Source organism: Mycobacterium sp. (assembly GCF_019247615.1).
GTDB lineage: Bacteria > Actinomycetota > Actinomycetes > Mycobacteriales > Mycobacteriaceae > Mycobacterium.
In genome coordinates this window covers 1-6541 of record NZ_JAFBAT010000321.1, presented here as the reverse complement: position 1 = coordinate 6541, position 6541 = coordinate 1, and the positions used below count along the sequence as shown (strand labels likewise).

Sequence of the window (6541 nt, the reverse complement as noted above, 5' to 3'; positions counted from 1 at the left end):
CCCAGCCACACCACGCCGACGATGGCCGGCGCGATCGTTTCGCCGACAACCATCGCGGCCACTGTCGTGGTCACCGATCCGCGGTGCAACGCGGATGTCAGCAAGAGAAATCCTGCGGCCCCGCCGCCGGCGGCCGCATACAGAGCGGGGTTGGTGTAGAAGGCGGCTTTGGTCGGATCGATGACGTCTATCAGGCGCACACTGATCTCCACGACACCGAACCCGCTCCCGGCGCCCAGCCCGAGGGCGAGCGCGCGCTCGCGATCGGGCAACCGGCCCGCCGCGGCACCGGCGATGAATATTGCGGCGACCACCCCGATCAGCGCCCAGCCGAGGCCGGGCGGAGCATGACGAAAGTGCCCCGGCCCAGCCGCGCAGGCGAGGACCGCAAGGCTCATGCAGACCACTCCCACGGCCGCCCACTCGGCTCGCGACAAGCGCGCCGACAACACCCACGCGGACACGACGCCCGTGACCGCGATCGAGGCGGCCAGCGCAGCTGCGACCACGTAAATCGGCACCAAGCGCAGGGCTATCACCTGAAGCAGAAAACCCAGGGCGTCGAGGCCGATGCCGGCGAGGTAGCGCCACTGCCGGACCGCGCGCATCAGGAGTACGGGATCGACACCCGACTTGCTGGCAGGTTCCACCGATCGCGTCGCGACTGCCTGCATTACCGAGGCCGTGCCGTAACACACCGAGCAACCCAACGCGAGCACGAATCCGATCAGCACACACAGACGATAGCCGGGCCGTTGCACGTTTGCGCCCCTCGAAGAATGGGCATGCCCGCACTGCGGCGTGATGCGTAACACACTCCTGTCGACACCCGTATCCAGATCAGTGAACGATCATTCTCTAATCTTGTAGAGCATTCGATCTCGAACTTACTTTGTCGCACATATTAAGATGCTGCCGATAGGTTTATTTCAGTGTACGAGTGTGTACTATAGAAGCTATGGCTGAGCGCGGCGCCCAACCCAACGTTCCGCGCGGACGTCGGTGGTTTCTGCGAGCGGTGCGACGATTGTTCAGTCCGTTGCAGCCGGACGACTACCTCGAGATGATCAATCCGCTCTGGACCACCAAGGAGTTGCGCGGGAAGGTCGAGCGCATAGACCCGCAGGGCTCGGAAGCGGCCAGCATTCTCATCCGGCCAGGCTATGAGTGGCCGGGCCACAAACCCGGCCAGTATGTGCGGCTCGGCGTGGTGATCGACGGCGTCTACCACTGGCGGGCCTACTCGCTGACCTCGGACCCGTCTCCCGGGGACGGCCTGATCAGTGTGACGCCCAAGAAGGTCGACAGTGGCGTGGTGTCGCCGTATCTGGTGCGGAAGATCCAGCCGGGCGACCTGGTGCGACTCGGCGAAATCGAGGGCGTGTTCACCCTGCCGGAACAGCTGCCGTCCAAGATGCTGTTCATCAGCGCGGGCAGCGGCATCACGCCGATCATCAGCATGCTTCGTAGCCTCGATCATCGCAGTGAGCTGGGCGACGTGGTGGTCATCCATTCGGCCCGGACCCGCGAGCAGGTCATGTTCTTGGCAGTCCTCGAGGACCTCGCGAACCGACACGACGGGATGCGGCTCGACTTGCGCCTGACATCCGAGCGGGGTCGGTTCTCGCCAAGCGATCTGGACGAGGTGTGCCCGGACTGGCGCGAACGCGAGGCATTCTGTTCGGGGCCGGGCGAAATGCTGGACGCCCTTGTCGAGCACTGGAAGAACAACGGCGACTGCGATCGCCTGCACATGGAACGGTTCCAGCCCAAGATCGGCGGCGACGGCGCTACCGGCCAGGGCGGAAGCATCCGCTTCCTCGACAGCGAGAAGACCGTCGAATGTGACGGCGGCACATCGATCCTCGAGGCGGGGGAGAAGGCCGGTCTGAACCTCGCCTACGGCTGTCGCATCGGCATCTGCCATACCTGCGTCGGGACTCTCAGGTCGGGCAAGCTGCGTGACCTGCGTTCGGGCGACGTCATCGAACCCACCGAGCAGGACGTACGCATCTGCATCAACACCGCCGAAGGCGACGTTGAAGTTCAATTGTGACGAAAGGAGCCGTAGTGACTGCTACGCTGCAACGCCCGAAGAGCCCGTTCGCGCATCTAGACGAGCAGCAACGGGAAAAGCTCGCCAAGGAACTCGACGCGATTCACGACGAGGTCTTCGCCGACCTCGGTGAGCGCGATCGCCGCTACATCAAGACGGTCATCACCACGCAGCGCCAGATCGTGGTGGCCGGGCGGGTGCTGCTCCTGGCGTCGCGATCTAGGACCGCGTGGGTGCTGGGCACCGCGCTTCTGGGCATGGCCAAGATCCTGGAGAACATGGAGATCGGCCACAACGTCATGCACGGCCAATGGGATTGGATGAACGATCCCGACATTCACTCGTCGGTATGGGACTGGGACACCGCCTCCACGAAGGAGGCGTGGAAGCACTCGCACAACTACATCCACCACACATTCACCAACATCCTCGGCAAGGACAAGGATCTCGGCTACGAGATCATGCGGATCGATCCCAACCAGAAGTGGCACCCCCGCTATCTCGGGCAACCGCTCTACAACCTGTTGCTCACGCTGTTGTTCGAGTGGGGCGTCGCCGTTCACGACATGGATATCGAGGCCGTCCGCGCGGGTAAGAAACCGTGGTCGGAGGTGCGCAAGGACCTGAAAGGAATTGGCCGCAAGGCACGTTCGCAACTCTTCAAGGACTACCTCGGCTGGCCGATCATCAGTGCGGGCGCGTTCGCGCTTGTGCAACTGGCTTTACGGGGCCGGCTCGAGCAACCGGCGGAGTCACGTATCGCAAGGCGGCTTCGACGGATTTCGAGCAAGGGACGGATGGGCACCGCGGCAACCTTCCTCGACAAGGTGTTGCCCGGTGTGGAAAGCACTTACCTGCGCACCCTGGCCGCCGACGCCCTGGCCAACGTCATCCGCAACGTGTGGTCGCATGCCATCATCTTCTGCGGCCACTTTCCCGACCAGACCTACACGTTCACCCAGGACGAGGTCGAGAACGAGACGCGTGGCGAATGGTACTTGCGGCAGCTGGTCGGCGCCGCCAACATCGAGGGCAGCCCCCTGTTTCACGTCATCAGCGGCAACCTCGGCTATCAGGTTGAGCACCACCTTTATCCCGACATGCCCAGCAGCCGATACTCGGAGATTGCACCGCGGATCAAGGACATCTGCGAACGCTACGAGCTGCCATATAACAGCGGACGGTTTTCCAAGCAGTGGTTCATGGTGCATCGCAGCATCTTTCGATTGGCCTTCCCGGGCGGGAAGCCCAGGCCAAAGCCCGGCCCCTACCACAATGAGGGTGGACGTCCGGCGCCACAAGGCCAGGGCGAGGCGAGTCGATTCCGTGAGCGCGTGCCGGCCGAGCACCCGGCCGCGGGCCCGGAGCATGAGTCGACCGGCGTCGAGGTGCAGCCGCCGCCCCGGGGCAACGACTGACCGCCCTTCCGGCGTGCGACGCACTCGGACTGAAATTTCGTAGGAGAAGTGCGGGTAGGGGCCTGCCAAATTAACCGGCTCGGCGAATGGCGGCGGGGTGCGTCCCCGGGCGGTTTCCTATCATTTGATGATGAGCGCCGGTCGGCTGGATACCGTGGGCTCGCCGGCATTCACCGACGAGGACTCCGCCCGGTTCCGCGCGGCCGGCTGGTGGTCCGACGCGACACTCTCGGATGCGGTGCGCCGTAACGCCGAACAGTCACCGGAGCGCCCCGCCTATGTCGACCACCCCGGAATGTCGCTGAATTGGCGCCAATTCGATGAAACCGCAAGATATTTGGCGGGGCAGCTGGCCGGCGCCGGCATCGTTCGCGGCGATCGAGTCGCGGTGTGGCACGGCGACTCCAGCGCCATCCACGTGCTGTTGGTTGCGATCGAACGGTGCGGCGCCGTCGTCGTCGGTATCGGCGCGCGTGCCGGGACGCGGGAGGCCGCTGCGATATTGCGCGGCTCGCGGCCGAAGTTGCTGATCTGCGATGAGCAACGCGGCTCTGCCGCCAGGCGGACGGCGTCGACGGTGGCCGACGAACATCCGGTCCCCATCGTGGTATTGGAACACAACGGCGGTGCGCGACTCGACGTGCAGACCGAGTCCAGGGCGGTGGGCGCAGATGCCCAACTCGGGTCCGACGACGTCTTTCTCATCAATTCCACCTCGGGGACGACGGGCCTGCCCAAATGCGTCGTGCATACGCAAAACCGTTGGTACTACTTCCACCGGAAGGCCGTTGCCAACGGTTTGTTGACGTCGGACGACACGTTCTTGCCGGTCATACCGATGCCGTTCGGCTTCGCTGTCTGGACCAGTCACACCACTCCGATTTATCTCGGCGCCACCGCGGTAATCCTGGACCGGTTCAGTGCGAGCGCGGCGTGCGAGGCGATCGCGCGCCATAGGGCCACCGTGTTGTGTTGTGTGAGCACGCAATTGACGATGCTGATGGCGGACCCCGCTGTTCGCGATCACGACCTGAGCTCTTTGCGTGTGGTGTTCGCCGGCGGCGAGGCGCTGCCCTACCGGCCCGCCGCGGAGTTCGAGGAACTGACCGGCGCAATAATTCTGCAGTTCTACGGCTCGAACGAGACCGGCATGCTCAGCGCGACGACGCTCGACGATTCGCGCCCGCGCCGACTGCGCACGGCCGGCCGCGTCGTTCCGGAAATGGCTATACGGCTCTTCGATGGAGACCGGGACGTCACCGAGACCGGGCGCGGGCAGCCCGCCTGCCGAGGTCCGGCTACCAGCCTCGGATACCTCGACGGCACCGACCACAAGCAGCTGTTCACTCGCGACGGGTGGATGCGAATGGGAGATCTTTGCGAGATCGACGGGGACGGCTATCTCACGGTTACCGGCCGGGCCTCTGACTTCATCCTGCGCGGCGGCAAGAACATCAGCGCGGCCCAGGTCGAGGACGCCGTGATGACCCACCCCGCCATCGCGGTAGCAGCGGCGGTCGCGATGCCGGATCCGGTGTTCGGTGAAAAGGTCTGCCTCTACGCCGAATTGGCTGATTCGAGGACCATCGGGCTGCCGGACCTTATCGAGCACCTGCTCGCACAGGGTGTTTCCAAAGAACTGCTACCCGAACGATTGATCGTGGTCGATGAACTTCCCCGCTCATCGGGAGGCAAGGTCGCCAAAGGGCAGCTGCGCGAGGATATGCGAATCAGGGTGGAGGCCGACCATGAATGCTCCTGACCCGCGGCGCGGCGGCCCGGACGTCTGGGCTCCGTCGGTGGTGCCCCCGATCGGGGTCGAGCTGTCCAACGAGCAGGCGCTCGCCGTGGCCTTCCGCCACCTGGCCGCCATCGGCTTCGCGGAGAATATGGCTGGCCACATCACCTGGCAGCTCGATGGTCGCACGAACATGCTGGTCAATCCTTGGGGACCGCAGGCTTGTTGGATCGCCTCGATCACATGCTCAGCTACCACGCGATGTACGGCACCTGGGCGGCGCTCGGTGAAAGTCTCACCCCCGCAGAGGTTCTCACCCGGAACTTCTGGTTCTGTGCGGTGGAAGACAAGTCGTCGTTCGTGCAATGCGACCGGATAGGGGTCGACAACATCATGTTGGAGGCCGACTATCCCCATTGCGACTCCACGTGGCCGCACACCCAACAGAAGATCCACGAACAAATCCGCGACCTACCTTTCGCTGTCACCCGTAAATTGACCTGGGAGAACGCATCTCGCCTGTACCGTCATCCGGTGCCGGCCGCGGTGCAGCGTGATCCCGACGCATTCTGAGGCGTCGCCCAGGGCCGGCGCACACCCCTGAGCACAATGCGCAAAAGCTGAAAATCGCTTGTTGCGTGGCTATTGCGCACAAGCGCGCCACGGCCGTTGTCGGTCCGTAACTTCGAGTGCACCGAGGTGTCGAGACTCCCTCGACGCTGACACCAAGCCGACATCGAGCAGGAGTCCATCGTGTTCACTCAGCCAGAACTGACTACGGGAACAAATGCTTACCGCGCGACCACTGCCACCGTTCCGCTGCGATTGGACGCCCGGCGCGAGGGCTATGTCGAGCGCACGGTCGTGACGAGCGACGGCGTGCGGCTGGCGGTCCGGGACTACGGCTCGGACGGTCCGCGCGACCACACCGTTGTTCTACTGCACGGTCTATGCCTGACCCAGTCGAGCTGGTCACCCCAGGTGCGGTACCTGGTCGGCCGGTGGGGCAACAGGGTGCGAATCATCAGCTACGACCACCGCGGCCACGGGCAATCGACCGGTGCCGACATGCACACATACCGGATCGACCGGCTGGCTGCCGACCTGGCCGACGTCCTGACCGCGCTGCGCGTCACCGGACCGCTCACACTCGCCGGACATTCGATGGGCGGCATGACGGCGCTCGCTTACCTGAGCCGCGCCGCCGCCGACCGGCCGGTCGAACCCCAAGGCCTCGTCCTGGTCGGCACCGCCGCCGGGCGGTTGGCCGAGCGAGGACTTGGCCGCCTGCTCGGAACCCGCGCCACGGGAATGCTGTTCAATCTCGTC

5 protein-coding genes and 2 pseudogenes are annotated in these 6541 nt (G+C 64.5%); 6 read left to right on the top strand and 1 reads right to left on the bottom strand.

Annotated features, from left to right (window positions below; translation table 11 throughout):
• A partial coding sequence (locus JO059_RS22505) for a DMT family transporter (RefSeq protein WP_293322895.1) occupies window positions 1-734 on the bottom strand: 734 nt, incomplete at its 3' end.
• Window positions 735-958: 224 nt separating this feature from the next.
• Here JO059_RS22505 and JO059_RS22500 point away from each other — a divergent pair.
• The 6 genes and pseudogenes from JO059_RS22500 to JO059_RS22475 form a co-directional block, all read left to right on the top strand.
• Window positions 959-2056: a ferredoxin reductase gene (locus tag JO059_RS22500; RefSeq protein ID WP_293322893.1), complete on the top strand. Its 1098-nt coding sequence runs from the start codon at window positions 959-961 to the stop codon at window positions 2054-2056.
• Between the two features lie 14 nt (window positions 2057-2070).
• Window positions 2071-3474, top strand: coding sequence for an acyl-CoA desaturase (locus tag JO059_RS22495; RefSeq protein WP_293322891.1), 1404 nt, complete (start codon window positions 2071-2073; stop codon window positions 3472-3474).
• 130 nt (window positions 3475-3604) lie between these two features.
• Entirely contained in the window at window positions 3605-5236 is a 1632-nt protein-coding gene (locus tag JO059_RS22490) for a class I adenylate-forming enzyme family protein (RefSeq protein WP_293322889.1), read from the top strand.
• A pseudogene (locus JO059_RS22485) lies at window positions 5223-5426 on the top strand (class II aldolase/adducin family protein); the annotation flags it as partial. The gene JO059_RS22490 and the pseudogene JO059_RS22485, both read left to right, overlap by 14 nt.
• 2 nt (window positions 5427-5428) lie before the next feature.
• Window positions 5429-5785 (top strand): annotated as a pseudogene (locus JO059_RS22480) (amidohydrolase family protein); the annotation flags it as partial.
• Between the two features lie 180 nt (window positions 5786-5965).
• Window positions 5966-6541, top strand: a 576-nt coding sequence (locus JO059_RS22475) for an alpha/beta fold hydrolase (protein ID WP_293322887.1), incomplete at its 3' end; no start/stop codon positions are given.